This window comes from Nocardia shimofusensis NBRC 100134 (assembly GCF_001613125.1).
Taxonomy (GTDB): domain Bacteria; phylum Actinomycetota; class Actinomycetes; order Mycobacteriales; family Mycobacteriaceae; genus Nocardia; species Nocardia shimofusensis.
On sequence record NZ_BDBT01000013.1, the window covers coordinates 1 to 24,388 of the forward strand.

Sequence of the window (24,388 nt, forward strand, 5' to 3'; positions counted from 1 at the left end):
ACTTTCGCCCCGAACCAAATCGGGGGCCTGATCGAGCCAGTGTGATTGCCAGGCGCTCCTCGTCCTACCTCGTTTCCCAGGCCCCGCCGAGCCTTTCGGCTCTGCGTCTCGGCTCCGGGTCGGTGTCCGTGTCGCTCTGACGTTTAATAAGTTACGTGGCGCAGATGATCATGTCAAATCGCCTGGTCAGAGGGCATTTTCGCCGACACGTTCGCGATCTGTCCGTGCTACGCCGACCCGTTCGACTCCGCCGCCGAGCGCCTGCAGCTGTTCGACGAAGTTCGGGTAGCCGCGATCGATGTGGAAGACGTCGTGCACTTCGGTGACGCCATCGGCCACCAGGCCGGCCAGGACCAGGCCCGCACCCGCACGGATGTCGGAGGACCAGACCGGGGCACTCGACAGCCGTGGGATTCCGCGCACCACGGCGTGGTGACCGTCGGTACGGGCGTCGGCGCCCAGCCGGATCATCTCTTCGACGAACCGGAACCGGGCCTCGAAGATGTTCTCGGTGATCATCGACGTGCCGTCGGCGATCGCCGCGAGACCGATCGCCATCGGCTGCAGATCGGTCGGGAAGCCGGGGAACGGCAGCGTCGAGAAATTCACCGCACGCGGCCGCTCGGGCTGGATGACGCGGAAACCGTCCACTTCGAACGAGATTCGCGCGCCCGCCGAGCGCAGCTTGTCCAGCACCAGCGCCAGATGCTTGGGGTTGACGCCGGTGACACGCACGTCCCCCTGGGTCATGGCGGCCGCGATCCCCCAGGTGGCGGCGACGATCCGGTCGCCGATCACCCGGTGTTCGGTGGGATGCAACTGCTCGACGCCTTGGATGGTGAGCACCGAGGTGCCGGCGCCGCTGATCCGCGCGCCCATCTGCACGAGCATGTTGCACAGGTCGACGATGTCGGGTTCGCGGGCGGCATTGTCGATGACTGTCTCGCCCTCGGCGAGCACAGCTGCCATCAGGATGTTCTCGGTAGCGCCCACCGAGGGAAAGTCCAGCCGAATGCGCGCGCCACGGAGTTCCTCGGCGCGGGCGACCACACAGCCGTGTTCGATCTCGCTGGTCGCGCCCAACAGGCGCAGGCCGGCCTGGTGCATGTCCAGCGGACGCGAGCCGATGGCGTCCCCGCCCGGCAGCGCGACGACCGCCCGCTTGCACCTGGCCATCAGCGGACCGAGCACACACACCGAGGCGCGGAACTGGGTGACTGCCGGGAAGTCCGCGTGGTACTTCGGCTCGGACGGCGTGGTGATGGCCACCACCGAACGGTCCCCCGGCGCGGCGTCGGAGATCACGACATCGCAGCCGAGGCCACGTAGGACCTCGGCCATCAGGGGGACATCGAGGATGTCCGGGCAGTTCGTGATCGTCGTCGTGCCTTCGGCCAGCAACGCGGCAGCCATCAGCTTGAGGACGCTGTTCTTCGCGCCGCCCACCGCGACTTCGCCGACCAGGCGACTGCCGCCGGTGACCAGAAACCGTTCACTCACACCGCGTAGCTTATCCACCACAGGGCGATGCCATCCGCGTGTAGGGCATCCTCATTCGGCCGACTCGCCGCCGCCCGGCTGCCAGAGGATGTCACCGGCCGGGTTGGTGTAGCGGCTCAGGATGAACAGCAGATCCGACAGCCGGTTCAGGTATCTGGCAGGCAGGACACTGGTGTCGTCGGGATGCGCGGCCACCGCCGCCCATGCCGAGCGCTCGGCGCGACGTGCCACGGTGCGCGCGGTGTGCAGCAGCGCGGCCAGCGGGGTGCCGCCGGGCAGGATGAACGAATTCAACGGCGCGAGTTCGGCATTGAACTCGTCGCACCACTGCTCCAGCCGGTCGATGTAGTCCTGGCGGATACGCAGCGGGGGGTACTTCGGCTCCTCGACCACCGGGGTGGACAGGTCCGCGCCCGCGTCGAACAGGTCGTTCTGGACGCGGCGCAGCACCTTGGTCAGATGTTCGCCGGGCTCGCCGAGTCCGGCGGGATCACCGAGTGCGATGGCGACGCCGATCGCGGCGTTGGTCTCGTCGCAGTCGGCGTAGGCGACAAGACGCGGATCGGTCTTGGACACTCGCGAGAAATCGCTGAGTCCGGTGGTGCCGTCGTCGCCGGTTCGGGTGTAGATCCTCGTCAGGTGCACGCTCACGAGGACCAGCGTAGAGCCGGTGTCACATACCGCGCATACGCCTGGCGCGATCCGAGGGCCGCGACTCCACCCAGGACAGGAAAGCCGCCCGAGCGCCCCGATCGAGGGCGAGCTCGTAGCGGCCGTGGGCATCGGAGACCTCGGTGACGAGGATTTCCTCACTCATGATGTCGAATTCGTCGCCGACCGGACCGCGCCGATCGCCGATCTCGATGCCGCGGCGGTGGATCACCGAATCGGGACCGAGCTTGAGACTGGTGAGTTTGAAGAAGACGAGGCGATCCTCGTCGTAGCGGATCAGGCCGTGCCGCCAGCCCTGGCCGCCGTTGGCGGGCAGCACCCGCAGGAGAGCCGAGGTGCCGCCGCGGCGGAGCATGCTCAGCCGGTAGACCGATATCGACGCTACCGCGACCAGCAACAACACCAGAATGATCAAGACAACCATCCCGGTGTGCAATGCGGTCCGTCCTTTCGTTCACCCGCACCGCTGGAAGAACGGTGCCGGATACCCAGCGATGGGGACATTCAAACACGAGTCTACAAAGGACCGGCAGCCGGTCGGCCTGTCACCTTCGGGTGAAACGACTGTCGGCGGCGAGGCAATGCCTCGCCGCCGACAGTACGGGTTTACGAACCGGGATGCGATCAGGCGTTCGCGACCTGCTCGACCGCGCGGACCCGGCCCTGCGCCGCGCGCAGTTCCTCCTCGCTCGCGGAGTCGTCCGCGAGCACCTTGCGAGCCTCGTCGACATCGACCTCACCCGCGAAGTCCGCGGACTCGGCCAGGATGCGCACCGTGCCGGCGGTCACGGAGAAGAAACCACCGTGCACGGCGGCCACGATCCGCTCACCATCGACCGGGACGATGTTCACGATCCCGCCCTCGACCAGCTGGCCGAGCAGGGGCTCGTGGCCCGGCATGATGCCGATCTGGCCCTCGGTGGTCTTGGCGCTGACGAAGGTGGCCCGGCCGGACCAGAGCCGCCGCTCGACAGCGACGAGATCAACAGACATGTCTTTCGCAGACTCAGCCGCCATCGGTTACTACTTTCCGGCGATCTTCTGCGCGGCCTTCTCGACATCGTCGAGACCACCGCAGGAGTTGAACGCCTGCTCCGGGAAGTGGTCGAACTCGCCCTTGCAGACCCGGTCGAAGTCGTCGATGGTCTGCTCCAGCGGAACGACCGAGCCGGGCTGACCGGTGAACTTCTCGGCCACGATGAAGTTCTGGCCGAGGAACTTCTCCAGACGACGGGCGCGGCCGACGAGGACCTTGTCCTCCTCGGAGAGCTCGTCCATACCGAGGATCGCGATGATGTCCTGCAGTTCCTTGTACTTCTGCAGGATCCGCTTGACCTCGTTGGCCACCGCGAAGTGCCGGTCGCCGACGATCGAGGCCTCGAGGATACGAGAGGTCGAGGTCAGCGGGTCGACGGCGGGGTAGATGCCCTTCTGCGAGATCGGGCGGGAGAGCTCGGTCGTCGCGTCCAGGTGGGCGAAGGTCGTCGCGGGCGCCGGGTCGGTGTAGTCGTCGGCGGGCACGTAGATGGCCTGCAGCGAGGTGATGGACCGACCACGGGTCGAGGTGATGCGCTCCTGCAGCTCACCCATCTCGTCGGCCAGCGTGGGCTGGTAACCGACGGCGGAGGGCATACGGCCGAGCAGGGTCGACACCTCGGAACCGGCCTGGGTGAACCGGAAGATGTTGTCGATGAACAGCAGCACGTCCTGGTGCTGCACGTCGCGGAAGTACTCCGCCATCGTCAGCGCCGACAGCGCGACCCGCATACGGGTGCCCGGCGGCTCGTCCATCTGACCGAAGACGAGGGCGGTGTCCTGGAGGACGCCCATCTCTTCCATCTCCAGGTGCAGGTCGGTGCCCTCACGGGTGCGCTCACCGACGCCGGCGAACACCGACGTGCCGGAGAACTCACGCGCGATACGGGTGATCATCTCCTGGATCAGAACGGTCTTGCCGACACCGGCGCCACCGAACAGACCGATCTTGCCGCCCTTCACGTACGGGGTCAGCAGGTCGATGACCTTGATGCCGGTCTCGAGCAGCTCGGTCTTGCCCTCGAGCTGGTCGAAGCTCGGCGGCTTGCGGTGGATGCCCCACTGCTCGCCGTCGCGGCCCAGGCCGGGGGTGTCCAGGCAGTCGCCGAGGGCGTTGAAGACGTGGCCCTTGACGACGTCGCCGACGGGCACCGAGATCGGCTTGCCGGTGTCGGTGACGGTCGCGCCGCGGACCAGGCCGTCGGTCGGCTGCATGGAGATGGTGCGGACGATGTTGTCGCCGAGGTGCTGAGCGACCTCGAGGGTCAGCGTCTTGGCCACCGAGGTCAGGGTGATCTCGGCGTGCAGAGCGTTGAACAGCTCGGGGATGGAGCCGCGCGGGAACTCGACGTCCACGACGGGGCCGATGACGCGGACGACGCGACCTGCGGCGGCGCCGGTCCGGCTCGTGTTGTCCTGTGTGACAGCTGCGGTCATTGGTGTTGGTTCTCTCCGTGTCTGGTTGCGGCCTGGGCGGGCCGGTGGTTACGGCCCCTCGCTCAGGCCGCGGCGCTTCTAGTCGCGGTCCGAGCTCGACGCCAGCGCGTTCACGCCGCCGACGATTTCGCTGATTTCCTGCGTGATCTGGGCCTGACGTACCGAGTTGGCCTCGCGCTGCAGGACGCTGGCGAGTTCGTTGGCGTTGTCGGTGGCCGCCTTCATTGCGGTGCGCCGAGCCGCGGACTCGGATGCCGCTGCCTCGAGCAACGACGCGTAGATACGCGTGTTGATGTACTTGGGCAGCAGGGCCGCCAGCAGCACATCGGCGTCGGGCTCGAATTCGTACTGCGCCTGAACCTCGGCGGTCGGGGAGTCGGAGAACGAGTCCGCGCCCATATCGAAGTTCTCGTCGACGAAGCTCACCTGGATCGGCGCCAGGCGGCGCACCTCCGGGGTCTGGGTGAGCATCGAGACGAACCGCGTGTAGACGATGTGCAGCTCGTCGACACCGGCGATGTCGCCGGTACCGTGCGGGTGCGGCACCTCGCCGTCGGAGCCGGCCATGAACGCTTCGACCAGGTGGTTGCAGGCGGCCGAAGCATCGGTGTACTTCGGCTGCTGCGAGAACCCGATCCACGACGACACGAGCGGCCGACTGCGGAAGGTGTAGTAGGTCAGACCCTTGGCGCCCATGACATAGAGCACCGGCTCCTTGCCCTCGCCGCGCAGGGTGGTCATCAGCTCTTCGGCGCGCTTGAGCACGTTCGAGTTGTAACCACCGCACATGCCGCTGTCGCTGGTGATCACCAGCACGGCCGCCCGGCGCGGGTTCGCGCGCTCGGTCAGCAGCGGATGCGACAGGTTCTTCGACGCGCTCGCGAGCTCGCCGAGCACCTTGGTGATCTCCTCCGCGTATGGCTTCGCGGCGGCGACTCTGGCCTGCGCCTTGGAGATTCGCGAGGTCGCGATCAGCTCTTGGGCCTTGGTGATCTTCTTGATCGAATTCACACCACGAATGCGGGAGCGCAATTCACGCAAGCTAGCCACGGTTCGCCCTCCCTTCGTTCGCCCTGGTCGGCTCGAGGCCGACAATCGGATAGCGCATCACTCGACCGGTTACTTCTCGACGCGCTTGCGGGTGACCGACAGCGACTCGACCTCTTCGTGGCCGAGCTCGCCCGCGGCGGGCTCGTTCACGACACGGCTGCCGTCGGAGGCCAGGAAGCCCTGCTTGAACTTGTCGGTGGCCGCCTTGATCGCGTCGCCGTTCTCGGCGTCGAGCACCTTGCCGCCGGCGATCGAGGCGAACGCGTCGGCAGCGGTGCGGTGCAGGTCCTCGATCAGCTCGGCGTTGAAGCGGCGGATGTCGGCGACCGGCACGGAGTCGTAGTAGCCGGCGTCGACCAGGAAGATCGAGACGATCTGGTCTTCCACCGCGACCGGGGAGTACTGATCCTGCTTGAGCAGTTCCACCCAGCGCGCGCCGCGCTCGAGCTGCGCCAGCGACGCGGCATCGAGGTCGGAGGCGAAGGCGGAGAACGCCTCCAGCTCGCGGTACTGCGCCATCTCCAGACGCAGCGAACCGGCGACCTTCTTCATGCCCTTGGTCTGGGCGGCGCCACCGACGCGGGAAACCGAGGTACCGACGTTGATCGCCGGGCGGACACCCTTGTTGAACAGGTCGGACTCGAGGAAGACCTGGCCGTCGGTGATGGAGATGACGTTGGTCGGGATGAACGCCGAGACGTCGTTGGCCTTGGTTTCGATGATCGGCAGACCGGTCATCGAGCCGCCGCCCATCGCGTCGGAGAGCTTGGCGCAACGCTCGAGCAGACGCGAGTGCAGGTAGAAGACGTCACCCGGGTACGCCTCGCGGCCCGGCGGACGGCGCAGCAGCAGCGAGATGGCGCGGTAGGCCTCGGCCTGCTTGGTCAGGTCGTCGAACACGATCAGGACGTGCTTGCCCTGGTACATCCAGTGCTGGCCGATGGCCGAACCGGTGTAGGGGGCCAGCCACTTGAAGCCGGCGGAATCCGACGCGGGGGCCGCGACGATGGTGGTGTACTCCATCGCGCCGTGCTCTTCCAGCGCGGCCTTGACGCCCGCGATGGTGGAACCCTTCTGGCCGATGGCGACGTAGATGCAGCGCATCTGCTTGGTGGGGTCGCCGGACTCCCAGTTGGCCTTCTGGTTCAGGATCGCGTCGATGCAGACCGCGGTCTTGCCGGTCTTGCGGTCACCGATGACCAGCTGACGCTGGCCACGACCGATGGCGGTCAGCGCGTCGATGGCGGTGATGCCGGTGGCCATCGGCTCCTCGACCGGCTGGCGCTCCAGCACGGTCGCGGCCTGCAGCTCGAGCACGCGGCGCTCTTCGGCTTCGATCTCGCCGAGGCCGTCGATGGGCTGGCCGAGCGGGTTCACCACGCGACCGAGGAACTTGTCGCCGACCGGGACCGAGAGCACGTCGCCGGTGCGGCGCACCTGCTGGCCCTCTTCGATCTTGGCGTACTCACCGAGGATGACCGCACCGATCTCGCGGTCCTCGAGGTTGAGCGCCACGCCGAGCACGCCGCCGGGGAACTCGAGCAGCTCGTTGGCCATCGCCGAGGGCAGGCCGCTGACGTGCGCGATGCCGTCACTGGTGTCGGTGACGAGACCCACTTCTTCGATGGAGGTCTCGGGGGTGTAGCTCTGGGTGTAGCTCTCGATCGCGCTACGGATCTCGTCGGAGGAGATCGTCAGCTCCGCCATGTTCTGTCCTGCTCTCGCTGTAAGGGTCTCGAATGTCGGTGTGGTGGCCGGCCGCCAAGCCGGTTCCCGGCCCCGGCCGCTAGGCCAGTTCCCGGCCCCGGCCGCTAGGCCAGTTCCCGGCGCAGCCGCTCCAGTCGGCCGACGGCACTGCCGTCGATCACGTCGTCGCCGATCCGGACGACCAGCCCGCTGAGCAGGCTCGTGTCGACCTGCACGTGCACCGTGACGGGCTTGCCGTAGATGCGCTGCAGGGAGGCGGACAACCGCTCCCGCTGCTGCGGCGTCAGGGCGATCGCGGCACGTGCGTACGCGACGATCTGTTCACGACGCGACGCGGCCAAGTCGGACAGCTCGTCGAAGGCGGTGCCGATGGCGGTGCCTTCCCGAGTGACCACCTGTTCGGCCAGGGAGACGGTGACCGGCTCGGCCTTACCCGTCAGCAGGCGGGTCAGCAGTTCACGCTTGGCCGCGACGGGCTTCGCGCGATCGGAGAGCGCCTGCTCGAGGTCGGGGTTGTCGGCGATGATCCGGCCCAGCCGGAACAGCTCGTCCTCGACCGCGTCCAGCCTGCCCGCGTTGGCGGCCGACTCGAGCAGCGCTTCCTGCCCGAGCAGAACCAGCGTGTCGACCAGGTCGGAGGTGCGCGACCAGTTCTGCGCCACGGCAGTGGTCAGCACCGCCAAGGTGGCGACGCTGACCTTGCCGCCGAAGACCCGCTCGCTCAGTTCGGCGCGTGCGGAACCAGGCACCGACACGTCCGCGAGCGCAACACGCAGCGAACGCTGGTCGTCCAGCACGGCCACGGCGGCGAACAGTTCCGAACCCGTCGTGGCGGCAACACTGTCGCTTCCGGTCAGAGCGGCCCGAAGCGCTTCCCTGGACCGGGAGCTTGCCTCGCGGCTCGCTGCGTACATGCTTCTCACTTTCGCGTCGTTACCTTCCGACCCCGATGCCGGCATCGGAAGAATCGAGCTCGCTCAGGAAGCGCTCGATCGATGCGGCCTGCTTGGCCTCGTCCGAAACCGACTGACCGATGATCTTCTCGGCAAGGTCGACGGCCGTGCGGCCGACTTCGGAACGCAGCTCGGTGAGGATCTGCTGGCGCTGGGCTTCCAGCTGCGAGTGGCCCGCGGCCACGATGCGGTCGCTTTCGGCCTGGGCCTCGGTGCGCATCTGCGCGAGGATCTGCTGGCCCTGCGTACGCGCTTCCTCACGGATGCGCGCAGCCTCCAGCCTGGCGTCGGCCAGCTGCTGCTGGTACTGCTGCAGCGTCTGCTGGGCCTCGACCTGTGCGGCCTCGGCCTTGGCGATACCGCCCTCGATCTTCTCGGTGCGCTCGGCCAGAACCTTGTTCAGGCTCGGGATCACGAACTTGTAGAAGACCGCGGCGATGATCGCGACGCAGACGATCGACCAGACGATGTCGTACGTTGCGGGGAGGAGAGGATTCACATCCTCACCCTCCGCTGCCAGTACTGCGTACTCGTACATCGGAATCAGAAGATGAAGCCGGCGACGAGGCCGATCAGGGCGAGCGCCTCGGTGAACGCGATGCCGAGGAACATGTTGGTGCGGACGGTGCCCATCATCTCGGGCTGGCGGGTCATACCTTCGATCGCCTTACCGACAACGATGCCGACACCGATGCCCGGGCCGATGGCGGCCAGGCCGTAACCGACGGCTCCGAGGCCCTTCAGCGTCGACTCGTTGGCAGCTTCCTGGGCCAGGTACGAGAGGCTCATGAGTCTTCTTTCCCTTTCTTTTGCTCACCCGCCGGGCGGCGAGGTGTAGCAGGTCTGACGTTGTTGTTGTGCGGTCGGGTCAGTGGGAGTCGGCGTGCTCGGCGAGACCGATGTAGACAGCGGTCAGCAGGGCGAACACGTAGGCCTGCAGGAACACGACCAGCAGCTCGAACAGGGTGAACCCGAGACCCGCGATCAGCGAGAACGGGGAGAACACCTTCATCCAGGCGGTGGCGTCGAACAGGAAGTACCAGGTGGCGCTGAAGAACAGCACCAGCATGATGTGGCCGGCCAGCATGTTCGCCATGAGACGGACGGTCAGCGTGAACGGGCGCAGGATGAACGTCGAGACGAACTCGATCGGGATCAGCAGCACGTGCAGCGCGGGCGGCACGTTGGGCACGACGATGCTGGAACGCATGTAGGTGAAGAAGCCGTACTTCTTGATGCCCACGTAGTTGAACGCGATGTAGGCGATCGCGGCCAGCACGAGCGGCATGCCGATCCGGGCGTTCGAGGAGATGTTCAAGAACGGGATCACGCCGGAGATGTTCAGAAAGAGGACCGTGAAGAAGATCGTCGCGATCAGCGGGAAGAACTTGCGGCCGGTTTCCTTGCCCAGCACCTCTTCGGCGATCTGCTCCTTGACGAAGACCAGGCCGATTTCGGCGACATTCTGCAGGCCGCGTGGAATGATCTTCGGACTCCGGAACGCCAAGAACATGACGGCCACCAGAACAGCCGTCATCAGCAGGCGGACCAGCATCAAACGATCGAGTTCGAACGGCGTTCCCTCGAACAGCACAGCTGGAGGGAAGAAGTCGGTTAGCGACGGCGCGTGGAACTCACCCGCCGCCAAAGTGGTGACGCTCAGCGTTCTCTCCCGTGTTCGGGCCGCGAGGTGGGTTTCATTCCCGCGGTTCGATCGGACATTGACGATCAATTTGGTCGACTGAGGTCGGCTCGAAGTTCGTCAGCAGCTGGGCGGCAAATCCGCTTAGGCGTCTGTACGTGTGTCGGCGACATCGTCGACATGCAGAACCACACCCTCGTCAGGCGCGGTACGGCAGTAAGCATAGCGGCACCACAGGCGGTCCAGGAGACTACCCCTCGCTTGGTTGCTTGCTTACCAACACTTTACCAAGGGGTCTACGACACTGTGTAGGGGGGTGAAGTCACTGCGGGGTGCCGGAGGCATCGCCGTCACCCGCGGGGGTGGTCACGTACGGGACCTTCTGGCGCACAACGCCGACGGTCTCGGCGCCGAGCACGATCACCAGCGCGCCGATGACGGTCAGGAACAGCACCACGCGGTCGTAGAAGTCGAAGCGGGTCAGGACCGCCACCGCGATCAGCACCAGCAGCACCTTGCCGACCCAGCTGACCAGCATGACCAGGCCGGCGGTGCTCGGCGGCAGCTGCGCGCCGAACAGCACGACCGCCGCCGTGGTCAGGATGAACACCCCGCCGATGGCCGACCCGAGCAGCGCGCCCCACAACCCGGGCAGCCCGGCCGCGGCGGTCCCGATGGCCGCGGCGAGGACCACCAGCGCCGCCAGACCGATCAGGCCGTAGCGCAGCGCGGCCTTCAGCGGGGCGTCGGGACCGGGCACGGGGGTAGGCGTGAAACTCACGTGACCGACTGTACCCAGTCCCCGGGAGCGCCCGCCGAGCCGCCGTGGTCTTTACCCGGCGCGGGTGCCGCTACCCGGGCGGCGGTGTGTGTCGGGACTCGTCCCGGCTCCGCAAACCAGGTATCGCGGTCACCACGAGCGCGAACACCAGTCCGCCCGCCATCAGCAACACGACCACCCTGCGATCCATCAGCGACGTGCCGACCGCACCGAATGCGAGCACACCGACCCACAAGTAGATGAGCAGCACCACCCGGCGATGGGAATGGCCGATCTGCAACAACCGGTGGTGCAGGTGCATTTTGTCCGGGGTCGAGAAACTCACGCCCGCGCGCACCCGGCGCAGAATCGCCAGCAGCAGATCCAGCACCGGAATGAACATCACCGCGCCGACCAGCAGTACCGGTGAGAGCAGGCCGACGATGTCGCGCGGGCCGTAACCCTGCAGCGGAATTCGCCCGGACGCGCCGGTGGAGATCGCCGCCAGCATCAGGCCGATGAGCATCGAACCGGAATCGCCCATGAATATCCGGGCGGGCTGGAAATTGTGCGGCAGGAATCCCAGGCACGCGCCCGCCAGCGCGGCGGCCAGCAGCGCGGGTGGATAGGTGTCGACCGAGCCGCCCTGTTCGTAGAGCAGGCCCACCGAGAACACGAAAACCGCGCTCGCCGCGATCAATCCCAGACCGCCCGCCAGCCCGTCGAGACCGTCGACGAAATTCATCGCGTTGATCAGGGTCACCGTGATGGCGACGGTGACCAGGCCGCCTTGCAGCGCGTCGAGCACCACGGTCGAGTCGTCGAAGGGGTTGTAGATGACGAACCAGCTCAGCCCCATCATGGCCATCACGCCCGCGGCGGTGACCTGACCGGCGAACTTGGTGAGCGCGTCCAGACCCCAGCGGTCGTCGATGATGCCGACCACCACGATCAGCGTGGCCGCGACCAGTACCGCCGGGATGTCCGGGGCGTAGTCGAAACCTCGTCGCAGCGCGGGCAATTGGTGGGCGAACAAGACGGCGGCGACGACGCCGGTGTACATGCCGACACCGCCCATGCGCGGGATCGGCTCCAGATGCACGTCGCGAGCGCGCGGGACCGCGATGGCGCCGAAGCCGATCGCCAGCACCCGCACGCCACCGGTGGCCAGGAAGGTCACGGTCGCGGAGACGAGCAGGACCAGGACGAGCTCGCGGAGTGGGACCACAGAGCCGGCGCCGGAGAACGCCAGGATCACGCCGGACACCGTCCGATCACGGGTGTGCTCACACGCCTCACCGGGCCGCGGGGGTGATCAGTTCGTCCGGCGACATTCCGAGCACTTCGGCGATCTCGGTGACCGCCACCGCGCCCTCGCGCAGCACTCTGGGCTGATCGGCGGTCAGGTCCACGATGGTCGACGCCACCGCGTGCGCGGCCGGTCCGCCGTCGAGGTAGACCGACACCAGGCTGCCGAGCTGTTCACGCGCTTCGGCCACGGTCGTGGCGGGCGGCTGACCGGAGACATTGGCGCTGGAGACCGCGAGCGGGCCGACCTCGCGCAGCAGATCCAGCGCGACGGGGTGCAACGGCATCCGCAGCATCACCGTGCCGCGCGTGTCACCGAGGTCCCAGGCCAGCGAAGGTGCCTGCTGCACAACGAGACTCAGCCCACCGGGCCAGAACGCCCGGATCAGCTCCCTGGCCTGCGGGCGCACCGAGAACACCAGCCCGTCGATCGTGTTCCACGACCCGACCAGCACCGGGACCGGCATGTCGCGACCGCGCCGCTTGGCGGCCAGCAGTTCGGCGACGGCGGTCGAATCGAAGGCGTCTGCCGCCAGCCCGTACAGGGTGTCGGTGGGCATCACCACGAGTCGCCCGGACTTCAGGGCGCTGGTGGCCGCGGTCAGTCCGGCAGCGCGCGAGTCGGAATCCGCGCAGTCGTAGACGGTACTCACGCCCCCATCCTGTCACGCGGCGCGGTGAAGACCCGTATCAGGCCGCCACGGTCACCAACGCGGTGTGCCGTCATGGCGGGGACACCGGCCCGGGGTCAGGCCGGGTCACCCGGCGTCGTCCTGCGCGCCACGACGAAACGCGGCCGGCCCGCGAGGTCGGGGTGCTCGACGACCTCGGTGAACGCACGGCTGTCGCTCAGCAGAGCGGCCAGGGCCGAGCCGTTGGTGTCGTCGTGCTCGATGCCGGTGGCGCCGCCCGGGCGCAGCAGGCGCGTCACGGTCGGCAGCATCGCGCGGACCACGTCGAGACCGTCCGGGCCGCCGAACAGCGCGCGATGCGGGTCGTGATCGGCGACCTCGGGCTCGAGTTCGGCGCCGTCGGGGATGTAGGGCGGATTCGCGAGCACCAGGTCGACGCGGCCGTTCAGCTCGGTGAGCAGGTCGGGGTCGGTGACGTCGTCGGCGTGCAGGACGATCGGGGTGTCGCCGTCGGCGATCCGGGCGTCGGCGTTGCGCCGAGCCCAGATCAGGGCGTCGGGATCGATCTCGACGGCGTGCACCCGGGCGTCCGGCCTGGCGTGCGCGACGGCCAGGGCGAGCGCGCCCGAACCGGTGCACAGGTCGACCACGATCGGCTGATGATCGTGCGGCAGCGATTCCAGGTGCGCCAGTGCCCACGCGAACAGCAGCTCGGTCTCCGGGCGCGGCACGAACACCCCCGGCCCGACCGCGAGTTCGATCTCCCCCATCGCCGCGACGCCGGTCAGATACTGCAACGGCTCGCGGCGCACCCGGCGGTCGACGAGTTCCTGGTAGCGCTCGAGCACGCTCGCCTCGACCATCGGCACCAACGCCAGGCGCGGACGCTCGACGCCCAGCAGGTGGGCGGCCAGCAGTTCGGCGTCCGCGCGGGGGCTGGCCACCCCCGCCGAGCGCAGTTTCTCCGACGCGGATTCGATGACCGGGCGCAACGCTGTTCTGCTCACGCTCCCACTGTGCCCGAAGTCGGGCACAGTGAGGCGCGGGACGCCGGAATCGAGGTCACTCGGCGGCCATGCGTGCCTCGCGGTCGGCCTTGCCGAGCGCGTCGAGCAGGGCGTCGAGGTCGCCGTCGAGGACCGCGTCGAGGTTGTGCGACTTGTAGCCGATGCGGTGATCGGTGATCCGGTTCTCCGGGAAGTTGTAGGTGCGGATGCGCTCGGAGCGATCCACGGTGCGCACCTGCACGGCGCGCCCGGCCGCGGCCTCCTGCTCGGCCTGCTCCTCGGCCAGCGCCTGCAACCGCGCCGCGAGCACCTGCATGGCGCGGGCCTTGTTCTGCAGCTGCGAACGCTCGTTCTGGCAGGTCACCACGATGCCGGTGGGCAGGTGGGTGATGCGCACCGCCGAGTCGGTGGTGTTGACGCCCTGGCCGCCCTTGCCGGAGGACCGGTAGACATCGATGCGCAGCTCCGTGTCGTCGATCTGCACCTCGGCCACCTCGTCGGGCTCGGGGTAGATGAGCACGCCCGCGGCCGAGGTGTGGATGCGGCCCTGCGACTCGGTGACCGGCACGCGCTGCACCCGGTGCACGCCGCCCTCGAACTTGAATCGCGACCACACGCCGTCGCGCGCGGCGTCGCGGCTCTTGATCGACAGCGTCGCTTCCTTGTATCCACCCAGGTCGGAAACCGTGGCGTCGAGCACCTCCACCCGCCAGCCGCGCTGCTCGGCATAGCGGATGTACATCCGGGCCAGATCGGCGGCGAACAGCGCGGATTCCTCGCCGCCTTCGCCGGACTTCACCTCGAGCACCACGTCGTCGCCGTCGTGCGGGTCGCGCGGAGCCAGCAGATCGGCCAGCGCCTGCTCGAATTCCTCGACCTGGCGTTCCAGCTCGGGAACCTCGGCGGCGAAGGAGGCATCGTCGGCGGCGAGCTCCCTGGCCGCGCTCAGATCGTCCTTGGCGGACTCGAGCTTGCGGTAGGTGGCCATGACCGGGGCGAGTTCGGCGAATCGCTTGCCGACCCGGCGGGCGGCCGACGGGTCGTTGTGCAGCGCCGGATCGGCCAGCTGGGTCTCCAGTCCCGCGTGCTCGGCCAGGATGTCGTCGATCGCGGACGGCTGCGTCATGCTGCTTCCTCTTCCTCGGATTCGGGCCCTGCGGACAGCGACCCTGATGGGGTGGGGAAAACACCGACGCCCGGGCCTGCGATGCAGGACCGGGCGTCGGCGAGGAAGCTACTTGGCGTCGTCGGCCTTCTTGCCCGCGCGCTTGCCGTAGCGGGCCTCGAAGCGGGCCACGCGACCGCCGGTGTCCAGGATCTTCTGCTTGCCGGTGTAGAACGGATGGCACTGCGAGCAGACCTCGACGGTGATCTGTCCGGACTGCTTGGTGCTGCGAGTCTGGAAGGTGTTGCCACAACCGCAGACGACATTGGTGTCGACGTAGGTCGGGTGAATTCCGGCCTTCATGGGTGTCCTCTCGATATTGGCCGCCGGGTCGCCCACGATCATGGTGACGATCGGGACGTGAACCGGGACCGACTAGGCGGGATGTCCGCGGAACGCGGCGGACGCACGGCGGTCCAGTATGCCAGAACCGTCGTCACCCTCCCAAAACACCCCTGGCGTGCGCTTTGTTCCCCACCTCCGGGCAGAACCCGACGAGGACCCCGCGTGTGTGCGGGGCCCTCGTCGGGTGTGTCACCGATCGGCTCGGACTACTCGTCCAGCGCGCCCGGCGCGGTCTTGCTGACCTGCATCAGGAACTCGAGGTTGTTCTTCGACTTCTTGAGGCGGTCGATCAGCAGGTCGATCGCCTGGTGCGAGTCCAGGCCGGAGAGCACACGGCGCAGCTTGTGCAGCACCGCGGCCTCGTCGGGGCTCAGCAGCAGCTCGTCCTTGCGGGTACCGGACGGGTTGACGTCCACCGCGGGGAACACGCGCCGCTCGGCGATCTTGCGGTCCAGCTTGAGCTCGGCGTTGCCGGTGCCCTTGAACTCCTCGAAGATCACCGTGTCACCGGTCGAACCGGTCTCCACCATCGCGGTGGCGATGATCGTCAGCGAGCCGCCGTTCTCGATATTGCGCGCCGCGCCGAGGAACCGCTTGGGCGGGTACAGCGCGGTCGAGTCGACACCACCGGAGAGGATGCGGCCGGAAGCGGGCGAGGAGTTGTTGTACGCCCGGCCCAATCGAGTGATCGAGTCGAGCAGCACCACCACGTCTTTGCCCATTTCGACCAAGCGCTTGGCCCGCTCGATGGCCAGCTCGGCGACCGAGGTGTGATCGCTCGGCGGACGGTCGAAGGTGGAGGCGATGACCTCACCCTTCACCGAACGCTGCATATCGGTGACCTCTTCGGGACGTTCGTCGACCAGCACCACCATCAGGTAGCACTCGGGGTTGTTGGTCGCGATCGCGTTGGCGATGTCCTGCATGATCGTGGTCTTGCCGGCCTTCGGCGGGGACACGATCAGCGCACGCTGGCCCTTGCCGATCGGCATGATCAGGTCGATCACGCGTGTGGTCAGCTTGTTGGGCTGAGTTTCCAGCCGCAGCCGCTGATTCGGGTACAGCGGGGTCAGCTTGCTGAACTCCGGTCGGCGCTTGGCCGCCTCGACGTCGCCGCCGTTGACGGTGTCCAGCCGCACCAGCGGATCGAACTTCTGACGCTGGCTGCCCTGCTCGCCGTCGCGCGGGGCGCGCACCGCGCCGGTGATCGCGTCACCGCGGCGCAGACCGTTCTTGCGGACCAGGTTCATCGACACGTAGACGTCGTTGGGCCCGGCCAGGTACCCCGAGGTGCGCACGAAGGCGTAGTTGTCCAGCACGTCGAGGATGCCCGCGACCGGCTGCAGCACGTCGTCCTCGCGGATCTCGAGCTCACGGCTCTCACCGCCGCCACCTTCGCGTTCACGCCCGCGGCGACGCTCACGGAACCGGCGTCCTCGCCGTCCACGACCGCTTTCGTCGTCGTCTCCGCCACGCGCGTCGTTGCGACCGCCGCCCTGCTGACCGCGATCACCCTGGTTGCGATCACCCTGCTGGCCACGGTCGCCTTGCTGACCACGATCACCCTGGTTGCGATCACCCTGCTGGCCGCGATCACCTTGCTGACCGCGCTCACCCTGCTGGTTGCGATCGCCCTGCCCCTGGTTGCGCTCGCGCCTGCGGTCGCCGGAGTCCCCGTCGGACTTCGACTCCTGCGCTTCGGCATTGTCCCCGCTGGAGCGGCCCTGTTCACGACCACGCCGCTGACGGCCACGACCACGCTGCCCCGGCTCGCGACCGGAGTCCTCGCCACCCTCGGAGAGGGTCTGGGCTTCTCCCGCGGCAGAGTCGGGCTGCGCGGCGGGCGCCTGCGTCGAGGCGGCGGCCTGCGCGCTCGGCGCGGCGTCCTCGGCCTCGGCGGCGGCCTTCACCTCGGCGCCCTTGCCCTCGGCAGCCTTCGCGGCGCCCTTGTCCTGGGCCCCCTTGTGCTGGGCGCCTCTGTCCTCGACGTCCTTCGGCTCGGTCGGCTTGCCCTTGGCCGGAGCCGGCACCTCGAGAGCGGTCTGCTCGGCCTTCGCGTCGGAGCGAGCCGGCTTGTCGGACTTGGCGGCCTTGCCTGCCTGATTTTCTTTGATGGCGGCGATCAGATCGCCCTTGCGCATCCCGGAGGTGCCTCGGATTCCGAGCTCTCCGGCGAGGGCGCGCAACTGCGGCAACAACATCCCAGTCAGCCCCGATCGTGCGACGTCGGTATGTTCGCTCATCTTCGAAATCTGTCCGGATTCACTTTCGCGGCCGCCCGAGGAACTTGGGTTGGAATCCACCCCGGGTGTCGCGAGCAGGTCCGTATCTGTCACGGAAATCCTTTCCTTCCCTCGAATGCCGTGTGCTGAGTCGAGGGGTTCGTCCGCAGTCCGGGCACTGTGCCGGACTCGGTGTTGCCGTATCGCCTGCTCCGCCGGACCGGAGGCTTCGCCACCGGTGGTGAAAGGTGGGAGAGATCATTCCAGTTGCACAGCTACGCAGTACCCCCATGGCCTGGAGGCTCGAGCCTGGAGCCTGCTGGAGCGATTGCCCTGATGAAGCACCGGCGTCTGATGCGCACGATGTACGGACTTGCCCAGGATAGCTGGAGTCGGTGAAACTCGGCAAGACGGACTCGCCGTCAGCTCACCCGGACGCCCTCGGCCAGTCCCGGCTCGATCACCCGCAGCCCCTCGGCCGCCGCGAGTTCCCTGAGCTCGACCGGAAAGTCGCTGGTGGCGAGGGCCAAGACGGTGGGTCCCGCGCCCGAGACGGTGGCCGGGATACCCGCCGCGCGCAGTCGTTCGATCCACCGGGTCGTCACCGGCAGCGCGGGGGCACGCTGGGCCTGGTGCAACCGGTCGACGGTCGCGGGCATCAACAGTTCCGGGCGGGTGGTGAGCGCCACCACGGCCAGCGCGGCCCTGCTGACATTGAACGCGGCGTCGCCGTGCGGCACCGTGTCCGGCAGCAGGCCGCGGGTGTGCGCGGTGGAGGAGCGCACCTCGGGGATGAGCACCACCGGACGCAGCGCCGGATGCGGGTCCAGTCGCACGGCCCGGTACACCCGGCCGTGGTCGGGCACCTCGACCCCGACCTCGGCCGAGGTCTCGGTCCAGGAAACGACGATGCCGCCGAGGACGCTGGCCGCCGCGTTGTCCGGGTGTCCCTCGAATTCCGAGGCCAGCTGCACCAATTGATCGGCGCCCGCGGCCAGATCCGGATCGAGGCGGGCGGCGAGCCCGGAGCCGGCAGCCAAACCGCCGACCACCGCCGAAGCCGACGAACCCAGACCGCGCGAATGTGGAATCACGTTGCGGCACACCACGTCGAGGCCGTCGGCCCAGACGCCCGCGTGCTCGAGTCCGCGCTCGATCGCCCGCACCACCAGATGCGTCGGGCCCCACGGCACGTCGTCGGCGCCCTCGCCCTCGACCCGGATGTTCAGCCCGGAATCGGTGGTGCGGACCTCGATTTCGTCGTAGATGCCCAAAGCCATTCCGAGCGAATCGAATCCGGGCCCGAGGTTGGCACTCGAGGCGGGCACCCGCGCGGTCACGGTGAGACCGGCGGGCAGCGTCCGTGTCATCGTCTGGGGTACGCGCGATTTCAACTCAGGCCAGCTCGAGACGGGCGGCCACGGCCACCGGATCCACGGCGATCGCCTCGACCTGCGGCATGCCCAGCAGCGCGGTGTCGGGATCCTTGAGACCGTTGCCGGTGACCGTGCAGACCACGGTCAGGCCGGGCTCGAGCCAGCCGTCCTTGCGCGCGGCGAGCAGGCCCGCGACGGAAGCGGCCGAGGCGGGCTCGACGAACACGCCTTCCCTGGCCGCGACCAGGCGGTAGGCCTCGAGGATCTCCTCGTCGGTGGCCGCATGGAATGCGCCGCCCGACTCCTCCTTGGCAGTGACCGCGCCGTTCCACGAGGCGGGCGCGCCGATGCGGATGGCCGTGGCGATCGTCTCGGGATCCTTGACCGGCGCCCCGTTGACCAGCGGCGCGGCCCCGGCGGCCTGCACACCGAGCATGCGCGGCAGCGAACCGGTGACGCCGTCGGCGAAGTACTCGCGGTAGCCGCGCCAGTACGCGGTGATGTTGCCCGCGTTGCCGACCGGCAGCGCGTGCACGTCGGGCGCCTTGCCGAGCACATCGCAGATCTCGAAGGACGCGGTCTTCTGTCCCTCGATGCGCGCCGGGTTCACCGAGTTCACCAGGCCGATGGACGGGAACTCCGAGGTGACCTTGCGGGCCAGCTCGAGACAGTCGTCGAAGTTGCCCTCGACCTGGATGATCTGCGCGCCGAGCATGACGGCCTGGGCCAGCTTGCCCATCGCGATCTTGCCCTGCGGGATCAGCACCGCGCAGGTCATGCCCGCGCGGGTGGCGTAGGCCGCCGCCGAGGCCGAGGTGTTGCCGGTGGACGCGCACAGCACGGCCTTCTGACCGCGGTACTTGGCGTCGGTCATGGCCATGGTCATGCCGCGGTCCTTGAACGACCCGGTCGGGTTGGCGCCCTCGACCTTGAGGTAGACCTCGCACCCGGTCAGCTCGGACAGGTACGGCGCGGGCACCAACGGGGTGCCGCCCTCGAACAGGGTGACCGGCTCCCAGTCGGCCGCGCCCTCGAGCCGGTCACGGTAGGCGGCGATCAGACCCGGCCAGCGGGAATGCACGCCTGCCTGCGGGGCGACGCCTGCGGTACTCATTCTTCGGTGCCTTCCAGTCTCAGGACACTTGTCACGGATGTGACGGACTCCATCTCCGCGAGGGCGGCGACGGTGTCCGCGAGCGCCGACTCCACGGCGTGGTGAGTCACGACGACCAGCCGAGCGCCCTCGCCGTGTCCTTCCTGGCGGACCGTCGAGATGCTGACCTCGTGCTTGGCGAATTCGCCCGCCACCTTGGCCAGAACACCGGGACGGTCTTCGACCTGCAGGTTGACGTGATAGCGGGTGGGCGTGTCGCCGATCGGCGCGATCGGTAGCTCAGCATAAACCGATTCGCCCGGAGCGCGGCCACCGAAGAACTTGTTGCGGGCGGCCATCACCAGATCGCCGAGCACCGCCGATGCCGTCGGCGCGCCACCGGCGCCCTGACCGTAGAACATCAGCCTGCCCGCGTTCTCGGCCTCCACGACCACGGCGTTGAAGGCGCCGGTCACCGCCGCCAGCGGATGCTTGCGCGGGATCAGCGCCGGGTAGACCCGCACCGACACGCGTTCCTTGCCGCCCTCGGCGGGGGTGGGCTCGCCCGGTCCCGCGGGGACCCGCTCGCAGATTGCCAGCAGTTTGACCGTGCAGTTCAGCGCCGAGGCGGTCTCGAGATCCTCCGCGCTGATCTCGGAAATGCCCTCGCGGTAGACGTCGGCGGCGGTGACGCGGGTGTGGAAGGCCAGCGAGGCCAGGATGGCGGCCTTGGCGGCGGCGTCGTATCCCTCGACATCGGCGGTCGGATCGGCTTCGGCGTACCCGAGGCGGGTGGCCTCGGCCAGGGTGGCGGAGTAGTCCGCGCCGGTCTCGTCCATCGCCGAGAGGATGAAGTTGGTGGTGCCGTTGACGATGCCGACCACCCGGTTGACCCGGTCGCCGGACAGCGACTGGATGAGCGGGCGCACCACCGGGATCGCGCCCGCCACCGCGGCCTCGAAGTACAGGTCGGCGCGGTTGCGCTCGGCGGCGGCGGCGAGCTCGCCGGTGTAGTCGGCCAGCAGCGCCTTGTTGGCGGTCACCACCGACTTGCCGGAGTTCAGTGCCGACAGGATCAGCGCGCGCGCCGGATTGATGCCGCCGACGACCTCGACCACCAGGTCGACGTCGTCGCGCGCGACCAGCGCCTCGGCGTCGGTGGTCAGCAGTTCGGCGGGGATGCCGCGGTCCTTGCCGAGATCGCGCACCGCGACGCCGCGCAGGATCACCGGGGCGCCGACACGGGCGCGCAGGTCATCGGCGTGCTCGCGCAGGATGCGCACGACCTCGGTGCCGACGTTGCCCATACCGAGCACCGCGACACCGATCGGACGATCGGTCCCCCAGGCGCCGTTGTTGGCCGCTTCGGTCATCACTCAACCTCCAGACTCAGCAGATCCGCCACCGTCTCCCGGCGCAGCACCAACCGGGCCCGGCCGTCGCGCACGGCGACGACCGCCGGACGCGTCAGCTGGTTGTACCGGCTGGACATGGAATAGCAGTACGCGCCGGTGGCGGCCACCGCGATCAGATCGCCCGGCCCCACATCGGCGGGCATCCAGGTGTCACGGATGACGATGTCACCGCTCTCGCAGTGCTTTCCGACCACACGTGCCACCACGGCGGGCGCGTCCGACGCCCGCGAGACCAGCCGGCAGTCGTACTCGGCCTGGTAGAGCGCGGGACGGATGTTGTCGCTCATGCCGCCGTCGACGCTGATGTAGCGCCTGCGCACTCCGCCGTCGAGTGAGACGTCCTTGACGGTGCCGACCTCGTAGACGGTGACCGTGCCCGGTCCCGCGATGGCGCGCCCCGGCTCCACCGCGATAGCGGGCTCGGGCAGGCCCGCGCGGGCGGCTTCCTCGGCGACGACCCGCCGCAGATTGGCCGCGAACTCCGCCAGCGGCGGCGGATCGTCGTCGGGCAGGTAGGCGATGCCGAGGCCACCGCCGAGATCCAGGGTCGCGATCTGGGCAGTGCGCTCGGCGCCGAACTTGTCGACGGCCTCGCGCAGCAGGCCGAGAATGCGCCGGGCGGCGATCTCGAAGCCGTCGATCTCGAAGATCTGCGAGCCGATGTGCGAGTGCAGGCCCACCAGGCGCAGATTACCTGCCTCGAAGACCCGGGCCAGGGCCTCCATCGCGTCGCCGCCCGCGATCGAGAAGCCGAACTTCTGATCCTCGTGCGCGGTCGAGATGTATTCGTGGGTATGGGCTTCCACGCCGACGGTGATCCGCACCAGCACGTCCTGCACCACACCGGCGCGGCGCGCGACGGCGTCGAGGCGCTCGATCTCGATCATCGAATCGATGACCACATGCCCGACTCCGGCGGTCACCGCGGCTTCGAGTTCGGCGATGGACTTGTTGTTGCCGTGCAAGGTGATTCGCTCGGCGGGGAAACCGGCGTGCAACGCCACCGCCAGCTCGCCGCCGGAGGCCACGTCCAGCGACAGTCCCTCTTCGTCGATCCAGCGGGCGATCGCGCCGCACAGGAAAGCCTTGGAGGCGTAGTGCACTCGGGCGCTGGGGCCGAAGGCACGCGCCATGTCGCGGCAGCGGGAGCGGAAATCGTCCTCGTCGATCACGAACAGCGGCGTGCCGAATTCCTCGGCCAGCTCGCGGACCGGCACACCGGCCAGTCGCACTTCGTCGGTGTCGTCACGCACGGCATTGCGCGGCCAGACGTTCGCGGGCAGGTCGATCAGCTGCCGCGCATCGGACGGCCGCATCGGCAGGGCCGGGGCGTGCGGAAGACGGGTCGACTCACTCGCGGAACCGCCACTGAGTTCGGCGTGCCGGGGACCGGCGGGATGCACGCTCATCACATCTGCTCCGGCGCGCTCACGCCGAGCAGGGCCAGGCCGTTGGCCAGCACCTGCCGGGTGGCGTTGACCATGACCAGCCGCGCGGCGTTGAGCGGGGAGACCGGCTCGTCACCCAGCGGCAGCACGCGCAGCTTGGCGTTGGTCTGGAACCGGTGGTAGGCGCCGGCCAGTTCTTCCAGGTAGCGGGCCACCCGGTGCGGTTCGCGCAGGCTCGCCGCGCTCGACACCACCCGCGGGTACTCGCCGATCGTGCGGATCAGCTCGCCTTCCTCGTCGGCGGTGAGCTGGGACAGGTCCGGGGTCACGCTCGCGTAGTCGAAGGCGGCGGCATTGCGGCCGATCGACGCGGTCCTGGCGTGCGCGTACTGCACGTAGTAGACCGGGTTCTCGTTCTTCTGGCTGGTCCACAGGTTCAGGTCGATGTCGACGCTGGAGTTCACCGACCAGCGCACCAGCGCGTAGCGCGCGGCGTCCACGCCGATGGCCTCGACCAGGTCGTCGAGGGTAACCACGGTGCCCGCGCGCTTGCTCATCCGCACGGCCTGACCGTCGCGCACCAGGTTCACCATCTGGCCGATGAGCACCTCGACGGTGGCCGGGTCGTCGCCGAACGCGGCGGCGGCGGCCTTCAACCGGCCGATGTAGCCGTGGTGGTCGGCGCCGAGCATGTAGATGCACAGGTCGAAACCGCGCTTGCGCTTGTTCTGGAAGTAGGCGATGTCACCGGCGATGTAGGCGGCGTTGCCGTCGCTCTTGATGACCACGCGGTCCTGGTCGTCGCCGTACTCGGAGCTGGCGATCCACCACGCGCCGTCCTTCTGGTACAGGTCGCCGGAGGACTTGAGCTGCTCGACGGCCGCCTCGACGGCACCGGAGGCGAACAGCGAACTCTCGTTGAAGTAGACGTCGAAGTCGGTGCCGAAATCGTGCAGCGTCTGCTTGATGTGGGTGAACATCAGCTCCACGCCCTCGGCGCGGAACAGCTCGTGCCGCGCCGCCTCGGGCAGGTTCGGCGCGTCCGGATGGGCCGCCACGATCTGCTCGGCGATCTCACCGATGTAGGCGCCCGCGTAGCCGTTCTCCGGGGTCGGCTGTCCGGTCGCGGCGGCGACCAGCGAGGCGGCGAACCGGTCGATCTGCGCGCCGTGGTCGTTGAAGTAGTACTCCCTGGTCACCTCGGCGCCCTGGGCGAGCAGGACCCGGCCCAGCGCGTCGCCGACCGCGGCCCAGCGGGTGCCGCCCAGATGCACCGGCCCGGTCGGGTTCGCCGAGACGAATTCCAGGTTGATCTTCAGACCGGACAGCGCCTCGGAGGTGCCGTAGGCCGCGCCCGCGGCCAGCACCCGCTCGAGCACCGTGCCCTGCGCCGCGGCCGCCAGGCGGATGTTGAGGAAGCCGGGGCCGGCCACTTCGGCGGAGGTCACGCCGTCGGCGGAGGTCAGCGCGTCGGCCAGCCAGCCGGCCAGATCGCGCGGGTTCGCGCCCGCCTTCTTCGCCACCTTCATCGCCAGATTCGTGGCATAGTCGCCGTGTTCGGGGTTACGCGGACGCTCCACAGTGACCTCGTCAGGCAGCACGGTGGGATCGAGCCCACGCTCGACGAGCACCTTCGCCGCAGTGGCGTGAAGGAGATCTGCAAGGTCAGCTGGAGTCACGA

23 protein-coding genes are annotated in these 24,388 nt (G+C 68.4%); all 23 read right to left on the reverse strand.

Features of this window, described 5'->3' with window-relative positions; genetic code table 11:
* Nucleotides 1-186: 186 nt before the first annotated feature.
* Entirely contained in the window at nt 187-1,500 is a 1,314-nt protein-coding gene (gene murA / locus NS3_RS15990) for a UDP-N-acetylglucosamine 1-carboxyvinyltransferase (RefSeq protein WP_067860405.1), read from the reverse strand.
* 51 nt (nt 1,501-1,551) lie between these two features.
* A complete protein-coding gene (locus tag NS3_RS15995) occupies nt 1,552-2,151 on the reverse strand; it encodes a cob(I)yrinic acid a,c-diamide adenosyltransferase (protein ID WP_067860407.1) in 600 nt (199 codons plus the stop codon).
* Between the two features lie 22 nt (nt 2,152-2,173).
* The gene (locus NS3_RS16000) at nt 2,174-2,596 is read right to left on the reverse strand and encodes a DUF2550 domain-containing protein (RefSeq protein ID WP_067860409.1); all 423 of its coding nucleotides are present in this window, start codon (nt 2,594-2,596) and stop codon (nt 2,174-2,176) included.
* Nucleotides 2,597-2,796: 200 nt separating this feature from the next.
* Nucleotides 2,797-3,189, reverse strand: coding sequence for a F0F1 ATP synthase subunit epsilon (locus NS3_RS16005; RefSeq protein ID WP_174550479.1), 393 nt, complete (start codon nt 3,187-3,189; stop codon nt 2,797-2,799).
* Nucleotides 3,190-3,195: 6 nt separating this feature from the next.
* A complete protein-coding gene (atpD, locus tag NS3_RS16010) occupies nt 3,196-4,644 on the reverse strand; it encodes a F0F1 ATP synthase subunit beta (protein ID WP_067860413.1) in 1,449 nt (482 codons plus the stop codon).
* A gap of 78 nt (nt 4,645-4,722) precedes the next feature.
* Nucleotides 4,723-5,694 (reverse strand): F0F1 ATP synthase subunit gamma, encoded by a 972-nt coding sequence (locus tag NS3_RS16015; protein WP_067860415.1) that lies wholly within the window; start codon nt 5,692-5,694, stop codon nt 4,723-4,725.
* 69 nt (nt 5,695-5,763) lie between these two features.
* Nucleotides 5,764-7,401 carry a F0F1 ATP synthase subunit alpha gene (atpA, locus tag NS3_RS16020; RefSeq protein WP_067860417.1) on the reverse strand — a complete coding sequence of 546 codons (1,638 nt, stop codon included), beginning with the start codon at nt 7,399-7,401 and terminating at the stop codon, nt 5,764-5,766.
* 104 nt (nt 7,402-7,505) lie between these two features.
* Nucleotides 7,506-8,315 carry a F0F1 ATP synthase subunit delta gene (locus tag NS3_RS16025; protein WP_067860419.1) on the reverse strand — a complete coding sequence of 270 codons (810 nt, stop codon included), beginning with the start codon at nt 8,313-8,315 and terminating at the stop codon, nt 7,506-7,508.
* A gap of 19 nt (nt 8,316-8,334) precedes the next feature.
* Nucleotides 8,335-8,892 (reverse strand): F0F1 ATP synthase subunit B, encoded by a 558-nt coding sequence (locus NS3_RS16030; protein WP_067860421.1) that lies wholly within the window; start codon nt 8,890-8,892, stop codon nt 8,335-8,337.
* 5 nt (nt 8,893-8,897) lie between these two features.
* Nucleotides 8,898-9,143: an ATP synthase F0 subunit C gene (locus NS3_RS16035; RefSeq protein ID WP_067860423.1), complete on the reverse strand. Its 246-nt coding sequence runs from the start codon at nt 9,141-9,143 to the stop codon at nt 8,898-8,900.
* A 79-nt stretch (nt 9,144-9,222) separates the two neighbouring features.
* The gene (gene atpB, locus NS3_RS16040; RefSeq protein WP_507762083.1) at nt 9,223-10,002 is read right to left on the reverse strand and encodes a F0F1 ATP synthase subunit A; all 780 of its coding nucleotides are present in this window, start codon (nt 10,000-10,002) and stop codon (nt 9,223-9,225) included.
* 316 nt (nt 10,003-10,318) lie between these two features.
* The gene (locus NS3_RS16045) at nt 10,319-10,777 is read right to left on the reverse strand and encodes a Cg1360 family ATP-synthase-associated protein (protein WP_067860427.1); all 459 of its coding nucleotides are present in this window, start codon (nt 10,775-10,777) and stop codon (nt 10,319-10,321) included.
* 70 nt (nt 10,778-10,847) lie between these two features.
* Nucleotides 10,848-12,014 (reverse strand): MraY family glycosyltransferase, encoded by a 1,167-nt coding sequence (locus NS3_RS16050; protein WP_373865317.1) that lies wholly within the window; start codon nt 12,012-12,014, stop codon nt 10,848-10,850.
* A gap of 37 nt (nt 12,015-12,051) precedes the next feature.
* Complete coding sequence (locus NS3_RS16055; RefSeq protein WP_067860431.1) at nt 12,052-12,717, reverse strand: L-threonylcarbamoyladenylate synthase; 666 nt, start codon at nt 12,715-12,717, stop codon at nt 12,052-12,054.
* A gap of 95 nt (nt 12,718-12,812) precedes the next feature.
* Complete coding sequence (gene prmC / locus NS3_RS16060; protein WP_067860433.1) at nt 12,813-13,703, reverse strand: peptide chain release factor N(5)-glutamine methyltransferase; 891 nt, start codon at nt 13,701-13,703, stop codon at nt 12,813-12,815.
* Nucleotides 13,704-13,758: 55 nt separating this feature from the next.
* Complete coding sequence (gene prfA / locus NS3_RS16065; protein ID WP_067860435.1) at nt 13,759-14,829, reverse strand: peptide chain release factor 1; 1,071 nt, start codon at nt 14,827-14,829, stop codon at nt 13,759-13,761.
* Between the two features lie 108 nt (nt 14,830-14,937).
* Nucleotides 14,938-15,171 carry a 50S ribosomal protein L31 gene (rpmE, locus tag NS3_RS16070; RefSeq protein ID WP_067860646.1) on the reverse strand — a complete coding sequence of 78 codons (234 nt, stop codon included), beginning with the start codon at nt 15,169-15,171 and terminating at the stop codon, nt 14,938-14,940.
* A gap of 248 nt (nt 15,172-15,419) precedes the next feature.
* Nucleotides 15,420-17,549 (reverse strand): transcription termination factor Rho, encoded by a 2,130-nt coding sequence (rho, locus tag NS3_RS16075; protein ID WP_067860437.1) that lies wholly within the window; start codon nt 17,547-17,549, stop codon nt 15,420-15,422.
* Between the two features lie 308 nt (nt 17,550-17,857).
* A complete protein-coding gene (thrB, locus tag NS3_RS16080; protein ID WP_067860439.1) occupies nt 17,858-18,805 on the reverse strand; it encodes a homoserine kinase in 948 nt (315 codons plus the stop codon).
* A gap of 25 nt (nt 18,806-18,830) precedes the next feature.
* Nucleotides 18,831-19,925 (reverse strand): threonine synthase, encoded by a 1,095-nt coding sequence (gene thrC, locus NS3_RS16085; protein WP_067860441.1) that lies wholly within the window; start codon nt 19,923-19,925, stop codon nt 18,831-18,833.
* Nucleotides 19,922-21,277 carry a homoserine dehydrogenase gene (locus NS3_RS16090; protein WP_067860443.1) on the reverse strand — a complete coding sequence of 452 codons (1,356 nt, stop codon included), beginning with the start codon at nt 21,275-21,277 and terminating at the stop codon, nt 19,922-19,924. Before NS3_RS16090 ends, thrC begins: the two co-directional genes overlap by 4 nt.
* Complete coding sequence (gene lysA / locus NS3_RS16095) at nt 21,277-22,728, reverse strand: diaminopimelate decarboxylase (RefSeq protein WP_067860445.1); 1,452 nt, start codon at nt 22,726-22,728, stop codon at nt 21,277-21,279. Before lysA ends, NS3_RS16090 begins: the two co-directional genes overlap by 1 nt.
* Nucleotides 22,728-24,386 (reverse strand): arginine--tRNA ligase, encoded by a 1,659-nt coding sequence (gene argS, locus NS3_RS16100; RefSeq protein ID WP_067860447.1) that lies wholly within the window; start codon nt 24,384-24,386, stop codon nt 22,728-22,730. The genes lysA and argS overlap by 1 nt, the downstream gene beginning before the upstream one ends.
* Between the last annotated feature and the right edge of the window lie 2 nt (nt 24,387-24,388).